Raw genomic sequence first — 12,836 nt, 5'->3', positions numbered from 1 at the left:
GCGCGTGTCGCGACGCCGGGCAAAGCGGGCATAATACAGCCTTCGTCGGTGCCCCCTATAAAACGGGCCTAAGAGGGAATCCGGAGCGATCTCTGATCGCGACCGAGCTGCCCCCGCAACTGTAAACAGCGAGTCCAATGCAATCGGCCACTGGGTAACCGGGAAGGCGCAGCGGATCATGACCTGTCAGCCAGGAGACCTGCCGACGAACGCTGGTCGCGAGTGCCAACATCGGGCGGGGTGTACCGATGCCATGGAGTCCCCTATGGGATTTCGCTGGTTCGGTCGCCGCGTCGTTAGTCACAGGTGACCGTTTGAACGCCTCCATTCGTCCTTCCGCCTGCCCCGGCCTGCAGCGCATCGTCCCCGCGCTGGATGGCGGCATCTGCCGCATCAAGCTGCCCGGCGGGGTGCTGCGCAGCGCCCAGGCGCGCGTGATTGCCGAGGCGGCCAGGCACTGCGCAAGCGGCGTGCTGGAGCTGACCAACCGCAGCAACCTGCAGATTCGCGGCGTCCTGCCCGGCCAGGAAAGCACGCTGGTCGACGCGCTGCTCGGCGCTGGCCTTGGCCCACGCGTGGCCGCCGCCGACGATGTGCGCAACCTGCTGCTCAGCCCTGCCGCCGGCCTCGATCCGCATATGCGGATGGATGTGCGCCCGCTGGCCAGCCAGTTGCTCGACCTGCTGCAGGACACCCCGGCGCTGCATGCCCTGTCGCCCAAGTTCGCCCTGCAACTGGACGGCGGTGAAGCCCTGGCCATGCGTGAACACCCCCACGACCTGTGGCTGGCCGCCGAGGACGAACGCCATCTCGTTCTGGGCCTGGCCGGCTGCCCCGGCGACGCACCACTGGCGAGAGTCGAGGCGACTCAAGCAGTCGAGCTGGTGCGCCAGCTCCTGCTGCTGTTCCTCGAGCTCACCACCTCAGCGCAGACGCGCATGCGCCAACTGCTGACGCACAATTCGGCAGCCGACCTGCTGCAACGCCTGCAGACCCGACTGGATCTCCCTCTGCAGCCGGCACCGGCCACCTGGCAGCCGACTGATAGCGTCGGACGCGCCCCAGCTGGCATTTATCCACAGGCGCAAAGCGGCCTGTGCATGGTAGCCGCTGGCGCCCAACTGGGCCGCTTGCACGCCGAACAACTGACCACGCTGGCCGAGCTGAGCGAGCGCCATGGCGACGGCGAACTGCGCCTGACACCCTGGCAGGGTCTGCTACTGGGCAACGTCGCCGAAATCCGCGCCAGCGAGCTGCTGGCTGAGCTGGACCAGCTGGGCCTGCTGACCCAGGCCGACGAGCCGCTGCTCGGCCTGGTCGCCTGCACCGGTTCGGCCGCCTGCGCCCGCGGTTTGGCCGACAGCAAGCACCACGCCCTGCATCTGGCCGAGCTGCTGCGCGAAAGCGGCGCCCGACCACAGGTACATCTCAGCGCCTGCCCGCGCAGCTGCGCCAGCGCGCGGGTGCAGCCCTACACCCTGCTGGCCAGCACGCCCGACCACTACCAGCTCTACCAACGCACGCCCGAGACGCCCGGTTTAGGCCGTCTGCTGGCGCCGGCCATGACCATCGACGAGGCCGGCGCCTGGTTCGCCCGCCAACACCCCGCAGGAACACCCGATGCTTGATTACATCCGCGACGGCCAGGAAATCTACCGCCGCTCCTTCGCCACCATCCGCGCCGAGGCCAATCTCGACGGCATTCCCGCCGACCTGGAAAAGCTCGCCGTGCGGGTGATTCACGCCTGCGGCATGGTCGATGTGGTGGAGGATCTGCGCTTCTCCGCCGGTGCCGGCGCCGCCGGCCGCGCCGCGCTGCTGGCCGGCGCGCCGATTCTCTGCGATGCGCGCATGGTCGCCGAGGGCATCACCCGCCCGCGCCTGCCGGCGAACAACCCAGTGATCTGCACCCTGCACGACGCCGGCGTGCCGGAGCTGGCGCGCGAACTGGGCAACACCCGCTCAGCGGTGGCCCTGGAGCACTGGCGCGAACATCTCGAAGGCAGCATGGTGGTGATCGGCAATGCCCCCACCGCGCTGTTCTACCTGCTGGAAATGCTCGACGCCGGCGCCCCCAAGCCGGCGCTGATCATCGGCATGCCGGTGGGTTTTATCGGCGCGGCTGAATCCAAGGATGCCCTGGCCGCAGACAGCCGCGGCGTGCCGTACGTGATCGTGCGTGGCCGCCGTGGCGGCAGCGCCATGGCGGTGGCCGCGGTCAACGCCCTGGCTTCGGAGGTGGAGTGATGGCCGGTCGTCTGCTCGGTCTCGGCGTCGGCCCCGGCGACCCCGAGCTGCTTACCCTCAAGGCCCTGCGTCTGCTGCAGTCGGCACCGGTGGTGGCCTACTTCGTGGCCAAGGCCAAGCACAACGCCGGCCACGGCGGTAACGCCTTCGGCATTATCGAGGAGCACCTGGACGCCGCCCAGCAGCGCCTGCCGCTGGTCTATCCGGTGACCACCGAGAAGCTCGCCCCGCCGCTGTCCTACGAGGATGTGATCGCCGACTTCTACGACACCTGCGCCGAGCAGATCGCCCGGCTGCTGGACGCCGGCCAGGACGTGGCGGTGATCTGCGAGGGCGACCCGTTCTTCTACGGCTCCTACATGTACCTGCACGACCGCCTGGCCGAGCGCTACGAGGTGGAGGTGGTGCCCGGCGTGTGCTCGATGCTCGGCTGCGCCTCGGTGCTCGGCACGCCGCTGGTGTACCGCAACCAGAGCTTGAGCGTGCTCTCCGGCGTGCTGCCGGAAGACGAACTGGAACAGCGCCTGCGCGACGCCGAGGCCGCCGTGGTGATGAAGCTCGGGCGCAACTTCGACAAGGTGCGCCGCGTGCTGCGTAAGCTGGGCCTGGATGGCCGCGCCCATTACGTCGAGCGCGCCACCATGGCCAGCCAGAAGATCGTGCCGCTGGACGAGGTGGAGCCGATGGATTCGCCGTACTTTTCCATGATTCTGGTGCCCGGCCAGAAATGGCGGGGGTGAACACTCTCTTCCCCTGTAGGAGCGGCTGGGCGGCATTCCGCTTCAGCCGCGAAAGCGCTTCGCGGCTGAAGCCGCTCCTACAGTTCAGAGGGTGAATGAAAACCCGTCACCACGCGCCCTACGCAATCCTTGCAGGGGCGTCGTGGGAGGCGACAGTCGCCGCTGAAGCGTCTCCCACGGATCGCGCCCCATTCCCCGGCTTGCATCCGGGCTACAGGATTTACCGCATGAATATCGTCATCCTCGGCGCCAGCGCGCTGGTCACTGCACAACGCCTCAAGGGGCTTTATCCACAGGCCGTGATCCATGGTCTGCGCGGCCGTGTCGATGGCGCCGAGCGCCATTACGACGAGTTCGGCGAGCAGCTGCGCGCGCTGTATCGCGAAGGCCAGCCGCTGGTGGTGCTGTGCGCCGCCGGCATCGTCATCCGCAGCCTGGCCGCGTTGCTGGCGGAAAAGGGCGCCGAGCCGCCGGTGCTGGCCCTGGCCGAGGACGGCAGCGCCGTGGTGCCGCTGCTCGGTGGCCTGGCCGGAGTCAACCGCCTGGCCCGCGAGATCGCCGCGCACCTGGGCGTGACGCCGGCCATCACCACCAGCGGCGAGCTGCGCTTCGGCACCTGCCTGCTGGAGCCGCCGACCGGCTATGCGCTGGCCGACCTGCAGCAGGGCAAGCGCTTCGTCAGCGACCTGCTCGGCGGCGAAAGCGTGCGCATCGAAGGCCAGGCGCCCTGGCTGGAGGCCGCGCAGTTGCCGGTGGATGACGCCGCCAGTCGGGTTATCCACATCACCGCACAGGCGCGCCCGGCGCAACCGGACGAACTGTTGATCCACCCGCGCGTTGCCGCTGCGCTGATCGAACGCCCCAGCGCCGACCTGGCCACCCGACTGCAGCAGGCGCTGAGCGATGCCAAGCTGGCGCCGCAAGCGCTGGCCGTTCTGCTCGCGGACAAAGCCTGGATGGCCAACGCCGACCTGCACGCGGCAGCACAGGAACTCAGGCTGCCACTGCGTTTTATCCACAGCGGCTCCCAACTGCCTGCCGAATGCCACCAAGGCAACGGCCTGCGCCTGCTGCTGGGCGAACAGCCGCTGGATATCGAGAGCCTGGGCCAGCGCCGTGGCCGTCTCAGCGTGGTGGGCCTCGGACCCGGCGCAGCCGAGCATATGACCTCGGCCGTGCGCCGCGCCCTGGACGAAGCCGAAGATCTGCTCGGCTACGACACCTACGTGAAGATGGCCGGCCCGCTGCGCGCCGATCAATGCGTGCACCCCAGCGACAACCGCGAAGAACTGCAGCGCGCCGCCCATGCCTTCGAGCTGGCTGCCAGCGGTCGCCGCGTTGTGATGATCTCCTCGGGCGACCCCGGCGTGTTCGCCATGGCCGCCGCCGTGATGGAGGCGCTGGAAAGTCTGCAGAACGAGGCCTGGCATGGCGTCGAGCTGGAGGTGCTGCCGGGCGTTTCCGCTGCCCTGGCCACTGCCGCCAAGGCCGGCGCGCCGCTGGGCCATGACTTCTGCCTGATCTCGCTGTCCGATAACCTCAAGCCCTGGGCGGTGATCGAAAAACGCCTGGAGCATGCCGCCGCAGCGGATCTGGCCATGGCCTTCTACAACCCGATCTCCAAGGCCCGCCCCTGGCAGCTTGGCCGCGCGCTCGACTTGCTGCGCCAGCACCGCGAACCGGAAACCCTGGTAGTGCTCGGCCGCGATATCGGCCGCCCCGCCGAAGCCCTGCGCAGCCTTACCCTCGGCGAGCTGACCCCGGAGATGGTCGACATGCGCACCCTGGTGATCATCGGCTCCAGCCAGACCCGCCGCTTCCCGCGTGCCGATGGCGGCGAGTGGGTCTACACACCGCGTTGGTACCCCGTGCAAGCCGACTAAACCATCGTCCTCATGCAGGATTGCCAAGCGCTTGTAGGAGCGGATTTATCCGCGAATTTTCGCGGCTGAAGCCGCTCCCACGGATCAAGGCGCTTGGTTTTATCCACAGCCCCAGCCATCTGCACAAACGTTCTAGGCATACCCGACAAACGGGTTAAGCTCAGGCGTTCCATTTTCCACTGTGAGCCGGGCAATGAACGCGCAATCATGGGTCGACCTCAAGCAGGATGCCGATACCGGCATCGAGGTGATCCGCGCGCATTTCGAGGGCCACGCCTACGACCCGCACTGGCACGACAGCTACCTGATCGGCTTCACCGAACAGGGCGTGCAGCAGTTCCACTGCCGCCGTGCGCTGTTCAGCAGCGTCGCCGGGCAGACCTTCTTCCTCGAACCCGGCGACATCCACGACGGCCACGCACCGACACCGGGCGGCTTCACCTACTCCACGCTCTACCTCGAGCCGGCCTGGCTGCAGCGCGCGCTGCCGGCGCTGTTCGAACAGGCGCCCAGCGATTGCCTGCCCGGCGTACCGCGCACCCAGCCGGACGACCCCGGCCTACTGCCGTGCATCGCCAATGCCCTGCAAGCGCTGAACGACGACGAGCCGCGCATGGTGCGCGACGCCGCGCTGGATGCGCTGCTCGAACGCATCTCGCGCAGCCTGAACTGGCGCCAGCGCCTGCCGGGCAACCCGCAGATTCCCAGCGTGGCGCTGCGTGCCCGCGAGTACCTGCACGCACACTTTCACGAGAACATCGGCCTCGACGAACTGGCACGGGTCTGCGGCGTCGACCGCTTTCGCCTCAGCCGCGCGTTCAAGGCGGCCTTCGGCATCGCCCCGCATGGCTACCTGATCCAGCTGCGTCTGGTGCGCGCCCGCCGGCTGCTGGCCCTCGGCACGGCACCGGCGCAGGTCGCCAGTGACTTGGGTTTCGCCGACCAGAGCCATCTGGGCCGATGGTTTCGCCGCGCCAATGGCCTCACCCCCGGCGCCTACCGCAGCCTCTGCACAAAGCTTCAAGACCGCTGAATGCGGCCGCCGGACAATCGCGCCATACCCGTTATGGAGCGAACCCCATGCCTGTTACCGCATCCCGAGGCTGGCCATGAACCAGTGGCTGCCCTTCATCCTCTTCGCCTCGGCGGCCTCGATCACGCCAGGGCCGACCAACTTGCTGATCCTCGGCAGTGCCGCCCGCTTCGGCCTGTCAATCGCCCTGGCCATCGCGGTAGGCGCCAGCCTGAGCGCCAGCCTGATGCTGCTTTTGGTCGGCCTGGGCCTGGGTGAACTGCTGGCCCGTGCGCCGCTGCTGCAGATAGCGATGACCTGGGCCGGCGCGATCTGGATCAGCTGGATGGCCTGCAAGCTGATGCGCCGTGACGCGTCCGATCTGCACGAGCAAGGGGTCGACCAGCGTCAGGGCTTCATCCAGGGGGCCGGCCTGCAACTGATAAACCCCAAAACCTGGCTGATGACCGTGTCGGTCACCGCGATCTTCCTCGACGGCCGGGCCTCGTTCGGCGCGGTGGCGAGCTACGCGACGCTGTTTCTGCTGGTGTCCACGCCCTGCCTGCTGGCCTGGGGCCTGCTCGGCATCAGCAGCACGCGCTTGCTGCGGCAACCGTCGCGGTTGCTGCTGTTCAACCGCTGCATGGCCCTGTTGCTGCTGGCCTCGGTGTGGTTGCCGTTGCTGTCACAGCTTCGCGGCTGAAGCCGCTCCTACGCCGTGGGTTTGGCTTGGCGGCGCATCGCCCCGGGTGTGGTACCGAAACGCTGGCGGAACAGCTTGCCCAGGTGGCTGGCATCACTGGCGCCGACCTCGTCGGCGATCTGCGCCAGGCTGTGGCTGGAATTGAGCAGGCGCCAGCGCACGTGCTGCAGGCGCAGCTCGTTCCAGTACTCGCGCGCGCTCATGCCCTGACGGGCGTGAAACAGACGGTCGAGTTGACGACGGCTGATCCCCACGCTGGCCGCCAGTCGCTCGATGCCCTCGGCGCTGGCCAGACCCTGGCGCATCAGAGCGATGGCACGATCGACGTGGCGCTCGCCGCTGGAAGTGCCCTGCAGCGAGCGCAGCGCGTGCTGGCCGCTACGCGTCTCGTCCACCAGCATATCGGCCAGGCCCTTGAGCGCCCGTGCCCGGCCACAGCCATGCGCCAGCAGTTCCACCGCCAGGTCGATGGCCGCCGTGCCCCCGGCACAGGAAATCCGTTCGGACTCGATGCTGTACAGACGCTCGCGCGCCAGACGCAGGCGCGGGAAGCTGGCACGAAACTCCGCCTCGTGACGCCAGTGCAGCGCAACCCGATGGCCATCGAGCAGGCCACAGGACGCCAGCAGAAAGCTCGCATTGTCGATCGCAGCCAGCTTCACGCCAGCGCGCACGGCGCGCCGCAACAAGGGACGGTAGGCCGGCGCCAGCGCCGCCGTGGCCTGTGCGCTGCGCCCGCCGAACAGCACCAGATAGTCGTAGTCGGCCAGGTCGAGTTCCTCCGGCGTGACCTCGATTCGCAACGCCGCACCGCTGCTCGACGACACATGCCCCGGCTGCAGGCCGAGAATCGTCCAGGCGCAGTAGCGCTGGCGGCTGTAGTCCTCGTCATCGGCGCTGAAACGCAGCTTGTCGAGAAAGCCACCGAACGGCAGCAGGGCGAACTCCGGCAGCGGCAGCAGAAGGAAACGCAGATCGGGGCTTTCGCTCATGCCTAGTCCAGAATCGACTGTTATATGACCAGAATTTACCTCAATCCAGCCCCTGCTGCTGATTAGACTGGCTGCGCATTCTCAGGAGACCCACATGGCCGTCGAACTCTGGCTCGTCTACTTCGTCGCTACCCTCGGCCTGGCGCTGACGCCAGGCCCCAACAGCCTGCTGGCGCTGACCCACGGCGGGCTCTACGGCGCGCGCATGGCACTGGCCACCATCCTCGGTGGTGTGGTGGGTTTCAGCGTGCTGATCGCCCTGGCCATGTTCGGTCTCAGTGCCCTGCTCAAGACCGCTCCCACCGCGCTGCTGGCACTCAAGTGGATCGGCGGCGCCTACCTGATCTGGCTGGGCGTGCAACTGTGGCGCTCGCCACCGATGAACCTCACGCTGGCCGATAGCGGCGCCCGCCCCAGCGCCGGCCGGCTGTTTCGCCAGGGCCTGCTGTCGGCGCTGTCCAACCCCAAGGTGATCCTGTTCTACGGCGCCTTCCTGCCGCAATTCCTCGACCCGCAGCGCGGCCTGGCGGTGCAGTTCGTGGTGATGGCTGCCACCTTCGCCGTGGTCGAGTTTCTCGTCGAGCTGCTACTGGCGCTGCTGGCCTTTCGCGTGCGGCCCTGGCTGCAGCGCGGCGGTCGCGCCTTCAATCGCAGTTGCGGGGTGCTCTTCGTGCTGATCGGCATCGCACTGCCGTTGGCGCGCTGAGGCTGTAGAGGCGTCGCTCACGGCAACGCCACCGTCGTCTGCGAAGCCCTCAGGCGCGCCATGGCTCCGTAACCTGCCTGAAACCGTCTGAATCAGGGATCAGGAGCGCCGCATGAATGCCATCCACAGGGGTCAGCAAGTCAGCCCGGCCACCTTGCACAAGGTCATCGCCGCCTCGGCCATCGGTAACTTCGTCGAGTGGTTCGACTTCGCCGTCTACGGCTTCCTCGCCGTGACCATCGCCTCGCTGTTCTTCCCACCGGGCAATCCGACTCTGGCGCTGCTGCAAACCTTCGCGGTGTTCGCCGTGTCGTTCGCCCTGCGTCCGCTGGGCGGGATCTTCTTCGGCATCCTCGGCGACCGCATAGGACGCAAGCGCGTGCTTTCGATCACCGTGCTGCTGATGGCCGGCGCCACCACACTGATCGGCCTGCTGCCGACCTACGCCAGCATCGGCCTGCTCGCCCCGCTGCTGCTGGCGCTGGCGCGCTGCCTGCAGGGATTCTCCGCCGGTGGCGAATACGCCGGCGCCTGTGCCTTCGTCATGGAGCACGCACCCACCGAACAGAAGGCCCGTTACGGCAGCTTCGTGCCGGTGTCGACTTTCCTCGCCTTCGCCTGCGCGGCTGGCCTGGTGTTCGGCCTCGATCAGATCATCAGCAGCGAGCAGATGCAGGCCTGGGGCTGGCGCCTGCCCTTCCTCATTGCGGCGCCGCTGGGCCTGGTGGGGCTGTACATGCGCCTGCGCCTGGACGAGTCGCCGGCGTTCAAGGCAATGGCCGCCGAACCTGCGCCGGAGCATTCGCCGCTGAAGGAAACCCTGCGCCTGCACGGCGCCACCATCGCCTGCCTGGGCGCGTTCATCTCCGCCACGGCGCTGTCGTTCTACATGTTCACCACCTATCTCACTACCTACATGCAGGTGGTCGGTGGTGCGGCACGCTCGACCGCCTTGCTGGCCAGCCTGGTGGCGCTGATCTTCGCTGCCCTGCTGTGCCCCCTGGTTGGACGCTATTCGGATCGCGTTGGCCGCCGCCGCACCATCCTGACCGCCGGGGTCGCGCTGATCGTTGCGGTGTACCCAGCCTTTACCCTGGCCACCTCCGGCGCGCTGCTGCCCTCGGCGCTGGGCGCCATGCTGCTGGCTGTCGGCGCGGTGATCTGCGGCGTTGTCACCGCCGTGCTGCTGTCCGAGCAGTTCCCGACCCGGGTGCGCTACACCGCCTCGGCCTTCACCTACAACCTGGCCTACACCATCTTCGGTGGCACCGCGCCGCTGGTGGCGACCTGGCTGATCGAGCAGACCGGCGACCGCATGGCGCCAGCCTACTACCTGATCGTTATCGCTCTGCTGGCGCTGGCCGGCGGCCTGGCCCTGCCGGAGTCTTCGAAGCGGCCGTTGAACTATCAACCCGCCTGAAACGGCAACAGACGTGGCTAAAGGCTTGCCGCTCCTCAGTCGCAAGCCTCACTTCAAGAACAGCTGCCTCGATGGTCCTGGCCACTCAGGAGTGTGTTCGCGAAAAGTGGACCAATAACAATCCGTAAAAATGGATCTATGTGGCTAGGCCACTGGTGCGTACATTCATTCGCACCGGGCCGCAGTGGTTCTGCCAGTCGCAGAGGGGCATCGGTTTCCTCTCAACAGAATACGGATGAAAACCATGAGCCAGCGTCTCGACTATTTCCAGCTTTCGCCCAAGGCCTCCGGCAAGTACGTGGAATTTTCCATGTTGCTGAACAAAACGCCTTTCCTCGCCGAAATCGGCCACCTGGTCACCCTGCGTGCCTCGCAGATAAACGGCTGTGCCTTCTGCGTCGACATGCATGTGAAGGAAGCCAAGATCCATGGCGAGCGTGAGCTGCGTCTGCACCACGTGGCCATCTGGCGCGAGTCGACGCTGTTCTCCGAACGCGAGCGCGCCGCTCTGGAGTGGACCGAGGCGCTGACCCAGCTGGCGCCGCAGGGTGTCTCCGATGCCATCTACGCCAGCGTGCGCGAGCAGTTCTCCGAACAGGAACTGTCCGACCTGACCTTCCTGGTGGTCGCCATCAACGGCTGGAACCGCCTGAACGTGGCGTTCCGCACCGTGCCGGGTACCGCCGACAAGCAGTTCGGGCTGGACAAGTCCGGGCTGGTCTGAGGTTTATCCACAGGATGCGGTCGGCCCGTTGCGCGACCGCCACGCCTGACCTCGTTCTCCCTGAGCACCCCGCTGCGCAGCACGGGCAAAACCGGCATGATGTGCCCCCGCGCCAGCGCCACGCTGTCGTGACGAATCCTCGTCGGCCTCCATCAGACACACTCGCCGTCCGCTCAACGGAGCCCTTGCATGCTGCCCCTGCCGCTTTCCCGCCAACCCGCACGTCTTACCCTGCTCGCCCTCGCCTGCCTGAACGCCCCCAGCGTCATGGCTGACGAGCCGTTGCAGCTCGACTCGCTGCAAGTCAGCGGCAGGCAGCTGAGCGAAACGGAGGAAGCAGCTCAGGAACTCGCCCGCGTACCCGGCGCCACCAACCTGGTGGTCATGGACAAGGTCGAGCAGGGCCGCGTGGCCGGTGTCGCCGATGTACTGGCCTACCAGCCCGGCGTCTACGCCCAATCGCCCGGCAACGAGGGCGCGAAGATCAGCCTGCGCGGCTCGGGCATCAACCGCGGCCCCGGCTCGCACGCCTCCGGCACCCATATTCTGCTCGACGGCCTGCCGCTGACTGGCTCCGGCGGTACGCCCTACGAACTGCTGGAGCCCTTGTGGATAAGTCGCGCCGAAGTGCTGCGCGGCGCCAATGGCTTCGACCGTGGTTCCCTGGCCCTGGGCGGCGCCATCGGCTACATCACCCACACCGGCTACACCGCGCCCAAGCTGCAACTGCGCTATGAAACCGGGAGCTATGGCTACCAGAAGCGCAACATCGCTTCCGGTCAGGTGCTGGGGGACTTCGACTACTACCTCGCCCTGACCGACAGCCACACCGACGGATATCAGGATCAGGCTTCCGGCAAGGGCAAAGGCATCGCCGCCAACTTCGGCTACCGGCTCAACGAGAACCTGGAAACGCGGTTCTACCTGCGCTATCGCGAAACCGAACACGAAACGCCTGGCCGCCTGACCAAGGCCCAGCTCAAGGACGATCCACGCCAGGCCGCTGCCAACAACCTGCGCATCGATGCCCACCGCGACCAGCCCGGCAGCACTTGGCTGGCCAACAAGACCACCTGGCGCATCGATGACGACTCCACCCTGGTCGCCGGCCTGGCCTACCACCACTACCCGATGGATATCGTCGAAACCCGCTTGCCCAACGGCAACACCTATCGCATCCGCGTGGACTACAGCGATATCAGCGGCACTCTGAACTACACGCGCAGGCACACCCTGTTCGGCCTCAATAGCAGCACGACCATCGGCTGGCGCAGCACCACCAATCTGCCGAGTAGCAAAGCGAAGGAAACCGCAGCGTTGCCGATCGATGTCAACGGCACGCCCTATCCGGCCGGCACCCTGATGCGTGCTTATGAACATCTGGGTTCGGACAATGTGCTGCACTTCAGCAACGACACTGAGCTGATGCCCGACCTGTGGCTGACCAGCGGCCTGGCGCTGATCCATACCCGCCGCGAAGTACAGGTAACCTGGCCGGCCAACGACGACAAGCTCGACGAAAGCACCTGGGACTACGCGCCACGTATCGGCCTGCGCTACCAGCTCAACCCGGATGTGCAGTTATTCGGCAATATCAGCCGCTCGGTGGAGCCGCCGCACGCCTGGTCGATGCTCTGGAGCTCGCCGCTGCGCTTTCCCACCAGTAACCAGCCCTGGAGCAATCGCCAGCGCGACGCCATCAGCCTGGACAACCAGACCGCCACCACCTTCGAGATTGGCGGCCGAGGTGATTCCGCACTGGGCCAGTGGGAGCTGACCTATTACTACTCGCAGGTGCGCCATGAACTGCTCACCGTCGAGATCGAGCCCAACGTCTTCGCCGAATCCAACGCCAGCCCAACCGTGCACCAGGGCATCGAAGCCGGCCTGACCAGCCCGCTGTGGCAAGGCGGCGCGGCCGGCGCCCTGAGCCTGCGCCAGGCTTACACCTTCAGCGACTTCCATTACCGCGACGATGACGCCTTCGGCGACAACCGCCTGCCCGGCCTGCCGCGCCACTACTACCAGGCCGAACTACGCTACGACCACCCGAGCGGCTTCTACGCCGGCCTCAACACCCAGTACGCCTCGAAGGTGGCAGTGGACTACGCCAACTCCTACTACGCCGATGCCTACGCCACCTTCGGCGCCACCCTCGGCTATGCCTCGCCGAAAGACGACTGGCAAGCCTGGCTCGACCTGCGCAACCTGACCGACAAACGTTACGCCGCCACCGTGACGCCGGGCTATAACGACAACGGTGCGGATGTGGCGCGTTCGACGCCGGGCGAAGGCTTCGGCGTATACACCGGGCTGTCCTGGAGTTGGTTGTAAGCCACCCGCCCGCGTACGGTGAACAACCGTCCGGCAACGCTGGCCAATCACAAGGCACGGGGCGTGCAGGTTTAT

At 66.9% G+C, this 12,836-nt stretch carries 11 protein-coding genes and 1 riboswitch; of the genes, 10 read left to right on the top strand and 1 reads right to left on the bottom strand.

Going from position 1 to position 12,836, the window contains the following annotated elements; genetic code table 11:
* The first annotated feature begins 29 nt into the window (after nt 1-29).
* A riboswitch (cobalamin riboswitch) is annotated at nt 30-221 on the top strand.
* 93 nt (nt 222-314) lie between these two features.
* From cobG to DXK50_RS04280, 6 genes are all read left to right on the top strand, one after another.
* Nucleotides 315-1,628, top strand: a complete 1,314-nt coding sequence (cobG, locus tag DXK50_RS04305; RefSeq protein ID WP_212629443.1) for a precorrin-3B synthase — start codon at nt 315-317, stop codon at nt 1,626-1,628.
* The gene (locus DXK50_RS04300; protein ID WP_212629442.1) at nt 1,621-2,247 is read left to right on the top strand and encodes a precorrin-8X methylmutase; all 627 of its coding nucleotides are present in this window, start codon (nt 1,621-1,623) and stop codon (nt 2,245-2,247) included. The genes cobG and DXK50_RS04300 overlap by 8 nt, the downstream gene beginning before the upstream one ends.
* The gene (locus tag DXK50_RS04295; RefSeq protein WP_212629441.1) at nt 2,247-2,987 is read left to right on the top strand and encodes a precorrin-2 C(20)-methyltransferase; all 741 of its coding nucleotides are present in this window, start codon (nt 2,247-2,249) and stop codon (nt 2,985-2,987) included. Before DXK50_RS04300 ends, DXK50_RS04295 begins: the two co-directional genes overlap by 1 nt.
* Before the next feature lie 227 nt (nt 2,988-3,214).
* The gene (cobJ, locus tag DXK50_RS04290) at nt 3,215-4,870 is read left to right on the top strand and encodes a precorrin-3B C(17)-methyltransferase (RefSeq protein WP_212629440.1); all 1,656 of its coding nucleotides are present in this window, start codon (nt 3,215-3,217) and stop codon (nt 4,868-4,870) included.
* A 193-nt stretch (nt 4,871-5,063) separates the two neighbouring features.
* Nucleotides 5,064-5,903 carry an AraC family transcriptional regulator gene (locus tag DXK50_RS04285; RefSeq protein WP_212629439.1) on the top strand — a complete coding sequence of 280 codons (840 nt, stop codon included), beginning with the start codon at nt 5,064-5,066 and terminating at the stop codon, nt 5,901-5,903.
* A 76-nt stretch (nt 5,904-5,979) separates the two neighbouring features.
* Complete coding sequence (locus tag DXK50_RS04280) at nt 5,980-6,585, top strand: LysE family translocator (protein WP_212629438.1); 606 nt, start codon at nt 5,980-5,982, stop codon at nt 6,583-6,585.
* An 8-nt stretch (nt 6,586-6,593) separates the two neighbouring features.
* On the opposite strand, the gene DXK50_RS04275 is transcribed toward DXK50_RS04280, so the two are convergent.
* Complete coding sequence (locus DXK50_RS04275; protein WP_161864300.1) at nt 6,594-7,577, bottom strand: GlxA family transcriptional regulator; 984 nt, start codon at nt 7,575-7,577, stop codon at nt 6,594-6,596.
* Nucleotides 7,578-7,671: 94 nt separating this feature from the next.
* Here DXK50_RS04275 and DXK50_RS04270 point away from each other — a divergent pair, with 94 nt between their 5' ends.
* The 4 genes from DXK50_RS04270 to DXK50_RS04255 all read left to right on the top strand — a co-directional run bounded on the left by DXK50_RS04270 (nt 7,672) and on the right by DXK50_RS04255 (nt 12,761).
* On the top strand, nt 7,672-8,283 hold the full coding sequence (locus DXK50_RS04270) for a LysE family translocator (RefSeq protein ID WP_161864299.1): 612 nt from the start codon (nt 7,672-7,674) through the stop codon (nt 8,281-8,283).
* A 112-nt stretch (nt 8,284-8,395) separates the two neighbouring features.
* A complete protein-coding gene (locus tag DXK50_RS04265) occupies nt 8,396-9,703 on the top strand; it encodes an MFS transporter (protein WP_212629437.1) in 1,308 nt (435 codons plus the stop codon).
* 235 nt (nt 9,704-9,938) lie between these two features.
* Nucleotides 9,939-10,427 (top strand): carboxymuconolactone decarboxylase family protein, encoded by a 489-nt coding sequence (locus DXK50_RS04260; protein WP_212629436.1) that lies wholly within the window; start codon nt 9,939-9,941, stop codon nt 10,425-10,427.
* 189 nt (nt 10,428-10,616) lie between these two features.
* A complete protein-coding gene (locus DXK50_RS04255; RefSeq protein WP_212629435.1) occupies nt 10,617-12,761 on the top strand; it encodes a TonB-dependent receptor family protein in 2,145 nt (714 codons plus the stop codon).
* The last annotated feature ends 75 nt before the right edge of the window (nt 12,762-12,836 follow it).

The organism is Pseudomonas sp. KB-10, assembly GCF_018221585.1.
Taxonomy (GTDB): Bacteria; Pseudomonadota; Gammaproteobacteria; order Pseudomonadales; family Pseudomonadaceae; genus Aquipseudomonas; species Aquipseudomonas yangonensis.
The sequence above is the reverse complement of the archived record's forward strand: the minus strand, read 5'-3'. Positions and strand labels throughout refer to the sequence as shown.